Below are 13,142 nucleotides of genomic sequence, written 5' to 3'. Positions count from 1 at the left end.
GTCACCCGAAGCACTTGCCCTCACCGCGATAGGTAGGCGTGGACGTCGCGGAGCCGTCGGCGTCGACGAGGTGCACCTCGGTGAACCGCTCGCACAGCTCACCGGCCTTCGCGTGGCGGAACCAGACCCGGTCGCCCACAGCCAGTTCGGCGGCGGCAGCGCCGGTCACGGGCGTCTGGACCTCGCCGGCGCCCTCGTTGCGGAGCAGCTTCAACCCGCGGGGCCACACCGGGGCGGGCACCCGCGTGTTCCCGGCGGGACCGGACGCGATGTACCCGCCGCCGAACAACGTCGTGATCCTCGGCGTCGGCTTACGGACCGCCGGCAGCGCGAAGAACAGCGCCGGACGCGGCGTGAACGAGTGGTACCGGTCGAACAGCGTCGGCACGTACAGACCGGAGCCGGCGGTGACCTCGGTGACCACGGCGTCGGCCGAACTGACCTCGAGCGAGCCGGTGCCGCCGCTGTTGACGATCTCGAGCTTCCCGACCTCAGCGGTGACCGCGTCCACCACCGCGGTTCTGCGCGTGGCGAGTTCGGACGCCGACGCCTTCTTCACCATGCGGACGGCGAAACTGCTGTCGGGCAGTCCCGCGATCTGAGCCTCGTAGAACATCACCCCGACGACGGCGAAGCCCCGGTCGGAGGCCAGCCGTGCCAGCCGCGCCACCTGGTCCGGTTCCCGCAGCGGCGAGCGACGCACCCCGAGATGGGCCGGGCCGAGCCGCAACGATGCGTCGACGTCGAGACACACTCGCGGACGGACGTTCCCGGATCCGACCGCCGACCGGACGAGGTCGAGTTGTGCGACGTCGTCGACCATCAGGGTGATGCGATCCAGGAGGGTGCTGTCGGCGCCGAGTTCGGCCAGGGCCACGCGATCGACGGTGGGGTAACCCATCAGCACGTCCTCGGCGCCCTGCCGTGCGAGCCACATCGCCTCGCGCAGCGAGTAGGACATGATGCCGCGGAACCCTCCGGACGAGGTGAGCCCGGACCCGAGCGCCACCTCGAGCACCGCACGGCACCGCACCGACTTGCTGGCCACCCGCACCGGGGTGCCGGCGGCGCGCCGCACGAGATCGGCGGCGTTGACCTGCAGGGTGGCGAGGTCCAGAGCCGCCAGCGGCGGATCGAGATGAGCCGTGGCAGCGGTGAGTCGGTCGATCGCAGCAGTCACATCAGTCCGTTCGTCGAAGGCGTCCGGACCAGTCGATCACTCTGTTGAACGATTGTCCAGATCCGAGTTTCCCTCGACCGCCTTGCTCGCGACGATGCGCACCAGGTCGTCGAGTTCGGTGATGATGGCGTTGCTGTCGCGGTCGACGAGCCAGCGCAGGACGATTCCGTCGATGACGGCGAGGGCGAACCGCGCGATCGCCTCGACCGGCTCGGTCCACGTGGTCCCGGTCCTGCGGGCGCTCTCCTGGAGGAACACCGTGGCCTCGACGTCCATGGTTCGGTACTGCTCGTCCGCGACACTCCCGGCGAGCGGCGCACCCGCCGCGCGGTGGCGCAGCGCGTACGCGGTGATCTCGTAGGTGAGCAACTGGCGATCCGCGGTGGCTTCGACCAGCGGCCACATCCCGGTCAGCCCGGTGTGCAGCACCTCGCGCAGATCCCGCAGACCGCTCAGCTCCTGCGAGTCCCAGACCGACGCGAAAGACTCGCGCATCCCCGCGCTGAGCTGCAGCACCAGACTCTCGGCCATGGCCGCGACCAGGGCTTCCTTGCTCTCGAAGCAGTAGTGCACAACGCCGAGCGAGACGCCCGCTTCCTCCGCGACAGCACGGATCGTCACCGCTGCGATCCCGCCGCGTTCGGCGATGGACAGCGCCGCTTCGACGAGTTGGGCGCGGCGTTCTTCCGCTGGAAGCCGATTCAACATCCCCCGATCGTAAAACCAGAACCGGAAAAAACGTGTCTCATTTGCCTGGACGCTCGTCCAGGTGAATAGTGACGGGAATGGCACAGGACACGTGGCGCAACTGGGCGGGGACCCACTCGTCGACACCTCACCGATTCGAGACACCTCGATCGGTAGCCGAGCTGAGCGCGCTGGTCGCCGATGCGACCGAGCGGGGATTACGCGTAAAAGCCGTGGGGGCGGGCCATTCGTTCACCGGAGTCGCCGTCACCGACGGCATCCTGGTGAGTCTCGACAACCTCGCGGGCATCGAATCCGTCCGCACGACGCCGGACGGTCCGATCGCGACGGTGATGGCCGGGACCCGACTGCGCAGCCTCAACGAACAGCTGTGGGGGCGCGGGCTGGCGATGATCAACCTCGGTGACATCGACGTCCAGTCGATCGCCGGCGCGCTCTCGACCGGCACGCACGGAACGGGGGCGCGATTCGGCGGCCTCGCGACGCTGATCCGCGGCCTGCAGATCGTGCTCGCGGACGGCTCGGTCGTGGATTGCTCCGAGACCGAGAACCCCGAGCTCTACCAGGCGGCCCGGATCGGGCTCGGCGCGTTCGGCATCATCACCAAACTCGACCTCGCGGTCACGCAGGCGTACGCGTTGCGTGCCGTCGAGGGACCGGCACGACTCGACGAGACGCTCGACGGGCTCGCACACGATCTCGCGGCCGTCGACCACTTCGAGTTCTACTGGTTCCCGCACACCAATCGCGTGCTGACGAAAAGGAACACGCGGCTGCCGGGTGACACGCCACTCGAGCCCGTGGGACGCGTGCGCGGCCTCATCGACGACGAACTGATGTCGAACACCCTCTTCGAGGGCATCAACCGACTGACGGCGGCGTTCCCGGCGATGATTCCACGGGTCAACCAGATCAGCTCGCGGGCACTGTCGGCCCGCGAGTTCACCGACCGCAGCTACCGCGTGTTCGCGTCGCCGCGCCGTGTGCGGTTCCGCGAGATGGAGTACGCGGTGCCGCAGGAGGCCGTCGAGGACACGCTCCGGGAGATCGCGAACTGGCTCGGCCGGTCCGACTGCCGGATCGCGTTCCCCGTCGAGGTCCGCTTCGCGCCCGGCGACGACGTGTGGATGTCCACCGCGAACGGCCGCGACAGCGCATACATCGCCGTGCACCAGTACCATCGTCGCGATCACCGCGAGTACTTCGACGCGGTGGAGGCGATCGCCCGTTCGGTCGACGGCCGTCCGCACTGGGGCAAGATGCACGCCCGCACCGCGGACGACCTGCGCCCCACCTACGCCCGGTTCGACGACTTCTGCACGGTCCGCGACAAGCACGACCCTTCGCGCACGTTCGACAACGAGTACCTCCGCCAGGTTCTGGCCTGACACGAGGCTCGAAACGTCCGGATCCGGTCGGCCCGTCGCTACTGTGAGCGGCGTGCCGACCGGACCGAATTCTCCTCGACTCGACCGTCGCTCACTGCTGCGGGCCGGCACGCTCGGCGCGGCGCTGGGCAGCGCGGCACTGCTCGCGGGATGCGGCGACGACCTCCGCGACCCGGGTGTGCCGCCGCTGCCCGGCGGGGACACCACTCCCGCCGACAGGACGACGTGGCGAATCCAGGGTGATCCGCTGATCGCGGGCACCGGTTCGGGGCCACTCGCGGGTCGTACGGTCGCCGTGACCGACCTGTTCGCCGTCGAGGGCCAGCGTGTCGGCGCGGGGAATCCGCGCTGGCTGGGACAGGCGCCCATCGAGGCGACCACCGCCGACAGCGTCTCCCGGCTCCTGCGGCAGGGCGCGGCGGTGGCCGGAATCGCTCAGACCGTCGACTTCGGCTTCGGCCACTCCGGAGTGAACGCGTCCTACGGGACGCCGGTCAATCCGGCCGCGTCCGGCCGTATTCCGGGCGGCGCGACATCGGGGGCGGCCACCGCCGTCGCGCTCGGCACGGCGTCCGTCGGACTGGGTCCCGACACCACCGGATCGGTCCTGATCCCGGCGTCCTACCAGGGCCTGTGGGGTTTCGGCCCGACGCACGACGCCGTCTCCACCCGCGGCATGATGCCGCTCTCGCGGACCCTCGACCGGGTGGGTTGGGTGTGCGCCGACCCGGTGACCCTGATCGCCGTCGGCGACGTGCTGCTGCCACCGGCGGCGGAGATCCCCTTCGGTGCGGCGGTGACGGCGCCCGGCATGACGGCCGTCGCGGACGAGCACGTTCAACCCGCGGTCAGGAAGGCCCTCGCGTCGTGGACGCGGTCGGCACTGCCGCCGTTGTCGACGGAGGAACTCGACATCGCGGAACTACCCGACTGGTACGACGCGGTGACCACCGTGCAGGGCTACGAGGCGTGGCAACAGCACGGGGCGTGGGTGTCGACGGCCACCGGGTCGATCGGAGACGAGGCCCGCGCCCACTTTCTCGCCGCGTCGAGGATCTCCGAATCCACGTACCGACGCAGTCTCGACGAACTCGACGCCGCCGGCCGATCCGTCCGCGACTACCTGGGTTCACGTGTCCTCGTCATGCCGACGTCGGCGTCCCCGGCGCCGTCGACGGCCGACGATCCCGGCAATGTCCGTGTCGCGGAGAAGCTTCGGACCACCGGAATGCTCGTCGCGGTCGCGGCCGTCGCGGGACTGCCCACGGTGACCGTGCCCGTGACATCCCCGGGTGGTCTGCCGGTGGGCCTGTCCCTGGTGGGTCCGTCCGGCCGGGACCGGGACGTGCTCGCACTGGCGGGCCGGATGACCGGCGCCGGAATCGTCGCCCGCTCCTGAGCCCCCTCGGCCAATGAAGTACATTTGTTTAACTCTTTAGATCCGACCGACTTCATCGAGAGTGAGGCGCCATGCGTGACGCAGTGATCGTCGAGGCAGTTCGTACCCCCATCGGCAAGCGCAAGGGCTCGCTCGCGGACGTGCACGCGGTGGAGCTGTCCGCCCACGTCCTGCGCGCCATCGCCCAGCGCACCGGCATCGACCCGGCAATCGTCGACGACGTCTACTGGGGCAACGTCAACAGCGTCGGCATGCAGACCGGCAACATCGGCCGGATGGCCGTACTCGGCGCCGGCTGGCCCGAGTCGGTTCCGGGGTTGACCGTCGACCGCCAGTGCGGTTCGTCGCAGCAGACCATCTCGATGGCCGCCGCGTCGGTCGTCTCGGGCCAGGCCGACGTCATCGTCGCCGGTGGCGTCGAGATGATGACCGCGGTTCCGCTCGGTTCCTCGAACGTCCCGGGTACCGGCGATTCCGCCGGACCCGCCCGTGAGCGGTACGCCACGCAGCTCGAGGCGCCCGGCTTCAACGGCCGCTTCAACCAGGGCGTCGGCGCCGAGCTGATCGCCCAGCAGTGGAACATCTCCCGCGCGCAGCTCGACGAGTACTCTGTCGCCTCGCACGAGCGCGCTGCCGCGGCCCAGGACGCGGGCGCCTTCGACGCCGAGATCGCGCCCTTCACGCTCGCCGACGGCACCGTGTTCTCCGCCGACGAGGGAATCCGCCGCGGCTCCACCACCGAGAAGCTCGGCCAGCTGAAGTCGCCGTTCCTCGAGGGCGGTGTCATCACCGCGGGCAGTGCGTCGCAGATCTCCGACGGCGCGGCCGCCGTGCTCGTCATGACGTCCGAGAAGGCGAAGGCCCTGGGCCTGACCCCGCTCGCGCGGATCCACACTGCCGTCGTCGCCGGCGACGACCCGGTCAAGATGCTCACCGGCCCCATCCCCGCCACCGCGCTCGCACTGAAGAAGGCCGGCCTGTCGATCGGCGACATCGACGCGTTCGAGGTGAACGAGGCGTTCGGTTCGGTGCCGCTGGCATGGCAGCTCGAGACCGGCGCATCGTCGGAGAAGATGAACCCGCTCGGCGGCGCGATCGCACTCGGCCATCCGCTCGGCGGCTCCGGCGCACGCCTGGCCGCAACGCTCGTCCATCATTTGCAGCGCACCGGCGGCCGCTTCGGCCTGCAGACGATGTGCGAGGGCGGCGGCACCGCCAACGCCACCATCTACGAGCGCATCTAGCACCTTCCGCACCGTAGGAGGGCGGCCGGTTCCGCACAGGACCCGGCCGCCCTCACCGTTTCGTCAGACCCGGCGGGCGTGCAGGGCGAGCGCGGGGACGATGAGCAACGAGATCGCGGCCCCGAGCAGTGCCAGCCAGCCGTAGCTGGTGGCCGCGACCATGATGCCGGACGACAGTCCGCCGCCCGCGCCGGCGATCGCGATCGCCAGATCGACGGTGCCCTGCGTGCGGGCACGTGTCGCCAACGGAACGGCATCGGTGATGATCGCCGTGCCACTGATGAGCCCGAAATTCCAGCCCAGCCCGAGCAGCGCCAGCGCGACCGCGAGTGCCGGCACCGAATGCGCCGGAGCGGCGGCGGCCGTGACACCCGCGGCCAGCATCGTCACCGCCGCCGCGGCAGCCACGACCCGCGGGCCGAACCGGTCCGCGAGCCTGCCCGACAGCGGCGAGGGTAGGTACATCGCGGCGACATGGATCGCGATGACCAGACCCGCGGCCCCGGTTGTGTGCCCGTGATGCTGCATGTGGATCGGGGTCATCGTCATGACGGCGACCATGACCAACTGAGTGACGACCATGACGGTCGTGCCCAGCACGACCGACGGGTTCCACGTGCGCGCGGCAGACGGTTCGACGTCGGGGCCGGCCGCGAGGTCCGCCGCCTCGGCCTCGATCTCGCGCGCCAGCAGCAGCGGATCCGGGCGCAGCATCACCCACAGCACCGTGCCAGCGGCGGCGTACGCGATTGCGGCCAGGATGAACGGCCCTGCGAGCGCCGGGATTCCGAGCCCCTCGGCGACATCACCCATGACCGTCACGAGGTTGGGTCCGACGACCGCACCGACGGTTGTCGCCACGAGCACCGTGCTCACCGCGCGGCCGCGGTGGGCCGGAGCGGCCAGATCGGCACCGGCGTAGCGCGCCTGCAGGTTGGTCGCCGTTCCGGCGCCGTAGACGAACAGCGAGATCAGCAGCAGCGCGACGTTGTCCGCGACCGCCGCCGCGATCACTCCCACACTGCCGAGCGCGCCGACACCGTAGCCGAGTGCGAGACCTGGTCGACGGCCGAAGCGCTGCGAGATCCGGCCGACGGAGACCGCGGCGGCCGCGGACCCGATCGTGAACAGGGCACTCGGGACCCCGGCAAGCCCGGTGCCGCCCAACATGTCCTGGGCCAGCAGCGCGCCGACAGTGATCCCGGCGGCGAGGCCGGCGCCGCTGAGAATCTGCGCCGCGACCAGGACCGCGAGGATCCGGCGCTGACTGGTGCCGAGGTCCGGCGCCGCGAGCGTCCGTTCGGCCGTCACGCGGCTTCTCCGCCGGTCCCGGCGAGTTCGATTCCCGACGCACGCCACTCGAGGATCCCCTCGTCCATCGCGGCCGCGCTCAGCCCCCGCCGCCGGAGGAGTTCGGCGGCGTCGCGTGCCATTCCGCACAGTTCGCCGCGGCAGTACACGACGACGTGCGTCCCGACCTGAAGTTCGTCTGCTCGGACGCCGAGCTCGTCGAGCGGGATGGATACCGCGCCGGGCAGGTGCCCCGCGGCGAACTCCGTGCGCGGCCGGACGTCGAGCACGACGACGGAACCGGAACTCATATGTGCGGCAAGCTCGTCGGAGAATTCGGTACCGTCACCGTGAGCGAGTCCGGGCAGGTGCGCCGCACCGACGTCCTTCATCGACACGTACAACCGCGCGACGTCGAGCCCGGCGAGGCGGTAGAAGATCGTGGTGCCGTCGCGCCGTGTACGCACCAGACCGGAACTCTTGAGGATCTGCAAGTGCGAGGACGCACTCGTCACCTTGAGCGCCGCCGCCCGAGCGAGGGTCTCGACCGACTGCTCACCCTGCGCGAGCAGTTCCAACAATGCCAGCCTCTTGCCGTTCGCCATCGCCTTCGCGATGCGTGCGAGCTGGTCGTACATGTCCGCATCGAACCCGGAAACACTCATATTCCATCACTCCTTGGAATAAGAGAATACGTAACTCAGTCTCGACCCTCGACGGCCGCCTCCGCCGCAGCGACCCGGCGGTGGGCACGCTCGAGTTCGCCCCGCGCCGACCGCGCCGCCTCGGTCGCCGCACGAGTCGACTCCCGGACGAACACGTCCCGCTGCTCCAGATGCTCGAGGTCTTGCCGCAGCGCCTTCATCCGGTCCACGATCTCCACCGTTTCCGCGGCGAGCCGGGAGAGCTCGCGCTCGGCGACGTCCGCCGCCTCCCGCGCCTCCGCAGCCGCGCCCCGAGCCGCGACCAGTTCGGCCTGCGCCCCCTCCCACGCATCCTCACCGGAACCCGCAGAACCGGACCGTTTCCGAGGACTCGACCCGCCCGCCGACGACCGCGCCGGACCGACCGACGCCAGCGCGGCCGGCCCGAACCCGCTGTAGTTCGCGGCGCCGAGCACCCGCCCCCGCCTCACGGTCCGCGCCAGGTCGGGATCCGCCATTGCGGCGTGCAACGTCTGCGCGACCTCCCGCAGCGCCGACTCCCCCACCGTCCTGCCACGCTCCGCGGACAACCGTCCCGCGCGCTCCGCGAGCGCCCGCACCACCCGCTGCCGCTGATCGGTGAGCTCACGGAGCGCCGCGGGGTCGAGGCGGCGCTGGGCCTGCCGCAGCGCATCGCCGAGCGCCAGGACCGCGGAGACGTCGTCGGGCGAGTCGCGGGCCAGCAGATTCACGAGCCAACCGACGGTCGTCGGCTTCTTCAATGCCGCCAACGCCCTCGCCGCATCACGATCCTTCGCCGCCCGCGCCTGCTCGACACGGCCGGTGCGGGCCGCGACGAACTCGGACGGGTCCAGCCCGTACAGCTCGTCGGCCACTTCCTCGACGTCCACCCCTCGATCCTGACACCGCTCCCGGCCTCCGATCGGGGTTCCGAAGCATCGCGCTCACCTGCCGCAACTTATCTGTCGTGCAGAACATAGATTTTGTAGTAGCGTCGAACAGGACAACATCCTGCAGGTGACAAAGAACTCGACACGGTCGCAGGTATGGACACGAGGATCGAAAGGACAGACGATGCCGAACTTCACCGTTCCCGGACTGACCGAAGACCAGGGTGCCAAGGTCGCGAACACCCTCCAGAATCGACTCAGCGCCTACAACGACCTCCACCTGACGCTCAAGCACGTCCACTGGAACGTCGTGGGCCCCAACTTCATCGGCGTCCACGAGATGATCGACCCACAGGTGGACCTGGTCCGAGGCTTCGCGGACACGGTCGCGGAACGGATCGCCGCCTTGGGTGCGTCCCCCCAGGGCACGCCCGGCGCGATCGAGAAGGACCGGTCGTGGGACGACTACTCCGTAGGACGCGACAGCGCGCAGGCCCACCTCGCTGCGCTCGATCTCGTGTACACGGGTCTGATCGAGGGCAACCGGAAGGCGATAACGATGGTCGGCGAGATCGACCCGATCACCGAGGACCTCCTGATCGGCCAGACGGCGGAGCTGGAGAAGTTCCAGTGGTTCGTCCGTGCCCACCTCGAGAACTCCGGGGGCCGCCTCGCCAACGAGGGCGAGCCCACCGAGAAGAAGGCCGCGGCCGCCGTGCGCTGACCGCGACACCGAGCGCCGCAGCCACCCGATCCCGGTCCGGGCGCCCGTCGGGGGCCCCCGGACCGGCCCTTCCCTCAATCCCACGCCTCAGGCCCCTCACTCAGTCCGCTGAAAGGACCGCCATGCTCTCCCTCCCCATCATCGGCTGGATCATCATCGGCGGCCTCGCCGGCTGGATCGGCAGCAAGCTCATGAAGACCGATGAACAGATGGGCATTCTGCTCAACATCGTCGTCGGTATCGTCGGCGGCCTCATCGGCGGCTTCATCCTCGGCGCTTTCCTCGACGTCGAAGGAGGCGGCCTGTGGTTCAGCTTTTTCACGTGTCTGTTCGGCTCGATCGTCCTCCTTTTCCTGGTGAAGCTCGTGACCGGTCGCCGCTGACGACCCGGAACACAAACGAGGCGGGCCCGTTCGGTGAACGGGCCCGCCTCCGGTAGCCACGCAGGGTGTCAGCGGCCGGCCGTGTGGGACTCGCCGCGACAGCGCGCTCGACAGCGACACCGGTCTCGGTGACGATCACCGAACCAACCGGTGACCGATCGGGTCGACACCGCAGGACGTGCGCCGACCCGAAAGGCGGTGCGTGCAGTCTCGTGCGTGGGCGACTGCAGGGCTGCGGCCAGGAAAAGTCCCACGGTCAGGATTACGGATCCGGTCAAGGCGAGTCGCATGGCGGTCAGCCGGAATTCGGAGCGTATCCCGCGTTGCGGAAGAAGTGGGCGCGCCTTGTACGCGGTGTCGGAGGGAGGTGTTGCCCCGTGGCTCACGACCTTGGACAGCTGACCGCGGCGGTGATCGATCCGGTCAAATTCTGACGCCGTGCGGTGACACTACATTTTGCGGAAACCGAGAGGGGCCAAGCCCTCCTCGATCCCTTCCACAAGCCCGGTTCGGGCCCGGCAGCAGATCCGATAACTCACGGAGTACCGGAATCGACCTCACTCACGCATGATCATCAGGGCGGCCTCCCGCTCGAGATCAAGGTACGGCTCGCCGCTGACGTCGACCGCGACCCGATTGATCGTGCCGCCGGTGAAGCGGTGAGGTGCTTCGCCTGGGTAGTCCTCGGTTATCGCTTCGCCCGGGTGCCGGCCGACGTACAGCCCAGCACCGGCGACCGCGAATGCCCCCATCTGAGTCTTGATTCGGCCCTCGCCGACCTTTCTGTCGGCGTGATAGAGGGACAGTACTCCCGTGGCGAATGTGGGCTCTTGTCCGTCCTTTTCGAACGAGGCGGACAGAATCAGGTCCGTGCCGGTCGGGATGTCCTCGGAACCGACGATCATCTGTTCTTCGCTGCCCACGAAGTTGTTGACGTAGTGGAGCCGATTGTCCTTCACGTACAGCGCGTGGCCCCCGAACCGGGAGCCGATCGCGAAGAGCACGCCCTCGGCTCCCGGTGTCGGGATGTCGACGAGCGCCCCGATCACGAAGGACCGGCCGCGAGTGTTGACCGCTTGCCATTCGGAAACTGCGGCGACGTCCGGGTAGTACACGTATCGGTTGCGCAGTTCGGACAGTTGGGGTCGGGCCGTGCCCATGATCTCGACAGGTGATCGATCGTCCAGTGGAAATGCCCCGTTCGCCCCGGCCTCCGCGAACCAGATGTTCACCAGCTCACGAACCTTCTCGGGGTGCTCCGCTGCCAGGTTGTTCACCTCGGCACGATCGACGTCCGTGTGGTAAAGCTCCCATTCATCGTCGCTGAAGTGCCCCCAGCCGGCGAGCGTCGGATGTGTCGTGACGGCCTTCCACCCCTCGTGCCAGATCGACCGCGAGCCGAGCATCGCGTAGAACTGAGTCTTCCGCTGCGACGGCGCGGATCCGTCGTCGATGCTGCTCCGCATACTGACACCGTCGAATTTGCTTTGGACGTGGCCCTTGATCGTCTCGGGGGCGTCGACTCCGAGAACGTCCAGGATCGTCGGCACCAGGTCGACTGCGTGATGGTACTGATCACGGATCTCGCCCCGTGCCGCGGTTCCCGCCGGCCACGAGATGATGCAGGGGTCGGCGGTTCCGCCGTTGAACTCGTAGCGCTTCCACATCTTGAACGGCGTGTTGAATGCCATCGCCCAACCGTTGGCGTAGTGGTTGTACGTCTTGGTACTCCCGAGATCGTCGAGCTTCGCAAGGTTCTCGGCGAGATCGTCGGGTACGGCGTTGGCGAACTTCATCTCGTTCACCGACCCGTTCGGGCCACCCTCACCGCTGGCCCCGTTGTCGGAGACGACCACGACCACGGTGTTCTCCAGCTGATCGTTCTGCTCCAGATAGTCGAGCAAGCGTCCGATGTGGTGATCGGCATGGGCGAGGAATCCGGCGTAGACCTCGGCCATGCGCGCAAAGAGGCGCTTCTCGTCGTCGTTGAGCGAGTTCCACGGGCGGGTGTAGTCGAGCTCCGGGAACGGTTCGCCCTCGGGGCCCGACCGGGTATCGGGGGTGCCGATCGGGTTGATCGGCGGAAGCTCGGTGTCCGCCGAGACGATGCCGAGCTCCTTCTGCCGGGCGAGGGTCTGTTCGCGAAGCGCGTCGTATCCCATGTCGAACTTGCCCGCGAACTTCTCGATCCAATCCCGCGGGGCATGATGCGGGGCGTGACACGCGCCAGGCGCGTAGTAGAGGAAGAACGGCTTGTCCGGCGCGATCGTCTTGGCGTCTTTGATGAACTCCAACGCCTTGTCCGTGATGTCCTCGGTGAGGTGGTAGCCGTCCTCCGGCGAACGCGGCTGGTCGACCGGGTGGTTGTCGTAGACCAGATCGGGATACCACTGGTTGGTTTCCGCACCGAGGAAGCCGTACCAGCGTTCGAAGCCTCGTCCGGTAGGCCAGTTTCGACGCGTGGCCGCGAGGTTCATCTCGTCGGTCGGGCACAGGTGCCATTTGCCCACCATGTAGGTGTTCCAGCCCTGCTCTCCCAGGATCTCCGAGAGCATTCCGTTCTCCGGCGGTATGGTGCCGGATGCGTTGGGGAATCCGATCGCCGCCTCGGTGATGCACGCCATGCTGTTGCGCGTGTGGTTACGCCCGGTCAAGAGACAGGACCGTGTGGGCGAGCACAGCGCCGTGGTGTGCCACTGGGTGTACCTGACCCCCTTGGCGGCGATGCGATCGATGTTCGGCGTTTCGATCGGTCCGCCGTAACAGCCCATCGCGGAGAACCCGACGTCATCGAGCACGATGTAGACGACGTTGGGTGCTCCGTCCGGGGCCTTGGGCGGCTCGAATGGAGACCAATCGGGGACCGAGTCGCGGATATCGACGTTGACGACACCCCGAAATGGCTTGGCCATGATGCGCCTCCTGCGTTCCTGGTACCGACGTCGGCAGCCGCGCGACCGGGCACCTCACCTGCTTGCGGGTGAACGAAGTGGCGAGTCCGGCGACGCCCCTTCTTCGACTATCGAACCACCGATGGGTTCAACGGCATCCACGAAAGCCGGAATCGTTTGGAACACAATTCCACACGACGATTCGGAGAATTCGGCGGCCAGTTACGAATACGTGAAGAGTCCGGTTCAGGCCGGCGCTTTCGATCCACTCGCACACTCTCTCGCATTCCGACCGTCTGACATAGGGCGGATTCAACCGGTCGTCGCAACACCTCGATCACGGAGGTGTGCAATGGGACGTGGTGGGAAGCAGATGCCGG

Annotated in this window: 11 protein-coding genes; 5 read left to right on the top strand and 6 right to left on the bottom strand. The window is 68.3% G+C overall.

Translation table 11 applies throughout. The annotated features are described in order from the left end of the window. Position 1 precedes the first annotated feature (1 nt). Both AC1RIF_RS25510 and AC1RIF_RS25505 read right to left on the bottom strand, forming a co-directional pair. Positions 2–1,180 (bottom strand): amino acid deaminase/aldolase, encoded by a 1,179-nt coding sequence (locus AC1RIF_RS25510; protein WP_492604175.1) that lies wholly within the window; start codon positions 1,178–1,180, stop codon positions 2–4. 36 nt (positions 1,181–1,216) lie between these two features. Next, the gene (locus AC1RIF_RS25505) at positions 1,217–1,888 is read right to left on the bottom strand and encodes a TetR/AcrR family transcriptional regulator (protein WP_492604174.1); all 672 of its coding nucleotides are present in this window, start codon (positions 1,886–1,888) and stop codon (positions 1,217–1,219) included. Positions 1,889–1,965: 77 nt separating this feature from the next. Between AC1RIF_RS25505 and AC1RIF_RS25500 the strand changes: the two genes are divergently transcribed. The 3 genes from AC1RIF_RS25500 (at position 1,966) to AC1RIF_RS25490 (ending at position 5,919) form a co-directional block, all read left to right on the top strand. After that, positions 1,966–3,276 (top strand): D-arabinono-1,4-lactone oxidase, encoded by a 1,311-nt coding sequence (locus AC1RIF_RS25500; protein ID WP_492604173.1) that lies wholly within the window; start codon positions 1,966–1,968, stop codon positions 3,274–3,276. 52 nt (positions 3,277–3,328) lie between these two features. Further along, entirely contained in the window at positions 3,329–4,675 is a 1,347-nt protein-coding gene (locus AC1RIF_RS25495; RefSeq protein ID WP_492604172.1) for an amidase family protein, read from the top strand. A gap of 71 nt (positions 4,676–4,746) precedes the next feature. After that, positions 4,747–5,919 (top strand): thiolase family protein, encoded by a 1,173-nt coding sequence (locus AC1RIF_RS25490; RefSeq protein WP_492604171.1) that lies wholly within the window; start codon positions 4,747–4,749, stop codon positions 5,917–5,919. Positions 5,920–5,982: 63 nt separating this feature from the next. On the opposite strand, the gene AC1RIF_RS25485 is transcribed toward AC1RIF_RS25490, so the two are convergent. Genes AC1RIF_RS25485 through AC1RIF_RS25475 form a run of 3 tightly spaced genes read right to left on the bottom strand, consistent with a single transcriptional unit; the run spans position 5,983 to position 8,764 of the window. Next, positions 5,983–7,230 (bottom strand): MFS transporter, encoded by a 1,248-nt coding sequence (locus AC1RIF_RS25485; RefSeq protein WP_492604170.1) that lies wholly within the window; start codon positions 7,228–7,230, stop codon positions 5,983–5,985. Next, positions 7,227–7,874 carry an ArsR/SmtB family transcription factor gene (locus tag AC1RIF_RS25480; RefSeq protein WP_492604169.1) on the bottom strand — a complete coding sequence of 216 codons (648 nt, stop codon included), beginning with the start codon at positions 7,872–7,874 and terminating at the stop codon, positions 7,227–7,229. The genes AC1RIF_RS25485 and AC1RIF_RS25480 overlap by 4 nt, the downstream gene beginning before the upstream one ends. Before the next feature lie 35 nt (positions 7,875–7,909). Next, positions 7,910–8,764, bottom strand: coding sequence for a hypothetical protein (locus AC1RIF_RS25475; protein WP_492604168.1), 855 nt, complete (start codon positions 8,762–8,764; stop codon positions 7,910–7,912). Positions 8,765–8,948: 184 nt separating this feature from the next. Between AC1RIF_RS25475 and AC1RIF_RS25470 the strand changes: the two genes are divergently transcribed. Both AC1RIF_RS25470 and AC1RIF_RS25465 read left to right on the top strand, forming a co-directional pair. Beyond that, positions 8,949–9,488: a Dps family protein gene (locus tag AC1RIF_RS25470; RefSeq protein WP_492604167.1), complete on the top strand. Its 540-nt coding sequence runs from the start codon at positions 8,949–8,951 to the stop codon at positions 9,486–9,488. 122 nt (positions 9,489–9,610) lie between these two features. Then, positions 9,611–9,871, top strand: a complete 261-nt coding sequence (locus AC1RIF_RS25465) for a GlsB/YeaQ/YmgE family stress response membrane protein (protein ID WP_492604166.1) — start codon at positions 9,611–9,613, stop codon at positions 9,869–9,871. 557 nt (positions 9,872–10,428) lie between these two features. Here the strand turns inward: AC1RIF_RS25465 and AC1RIF_RS25460 are convergent. After that, positions 10,429–12,783 carry an arylsulfatase gene (locus AC1RIF_RS25460; protein WP_492604165.1) on the bottom strand — a complete coding sequence of 785 codons (2,355 nt, stop codon included), beginning with the start codon at positions 12,781–12,783 and terminating at the stop codon, positions 10,429–10,431. Positions 12,784–13,142 lie beyond the last annotated feature (359 nt).

The organism is Prescottella sp. GW823-FHT02E09 (assembly GCF_058797375.1).
This window is presented reverse-complemented; position numbering and strand designations above follow the sequence as displayed.